A 446-nucleotide genomic window follows, 5' to 3' on the forward strand; every position below is an offset into this window, starting at 1 on the left:
ATAGAGTTTTAGATAATTTGACTTATGGTAGTACAGTTAATAAAAAATATTTTGATAAATTGAAAGGTTACTTTCCTGACGTGGACTTTGCAAAATTGAATGAGATTGATCAATTTCATTCAGGTGTTACTAAGATCCTTAAGTCGGAACTTAGAAATGAAAAAGATATGTTAGAGCTACAAATTAACGCTATTGAATTAGAAATTGTATCACTTGATTCAAAGTTGGCTAGGTCATTAGACATGTTAGAGAAGCCATCTGGCTTAGTTGATAAGCTTTTGGAGCTTTCTATTGAAGAGAAGGTGTTACGTGATCAGCTTCGATTTAGGGACATAAAGTTAACTATTGATACTAAAGTTGGCGAGTTGTCTGGAAAGATTACAGATAGATCAATGGCCTCACTTTTAAAAATAGAAAAAATCTTAAACTCAACAATGTCTAAATAC

At 31.6% G+C, this 446-nt stretch carries 1 protein-coding gene; it reads left to right on the top strand.

Going from position 1 to position 446, the window contains the following annotated elements; translation table 11 throughout:
• The coding region (locus tag AB4496_RS29770; RefSeq protein ID WP_372133742.1) for a hypothetical protein at positions 1-446 on the top strand (446 nt) is incomplete at both ends.

The organism is Vibrio sp. 10N.222.46.A1, from assembly GCF_041473595.1.
Lineage (GTDB): Bacteria > Pseudomonadota > Gammaproteobacteria > Enterobacterales > Vibrionaceae > Vibrio > Vibrio tasmaniensis_A.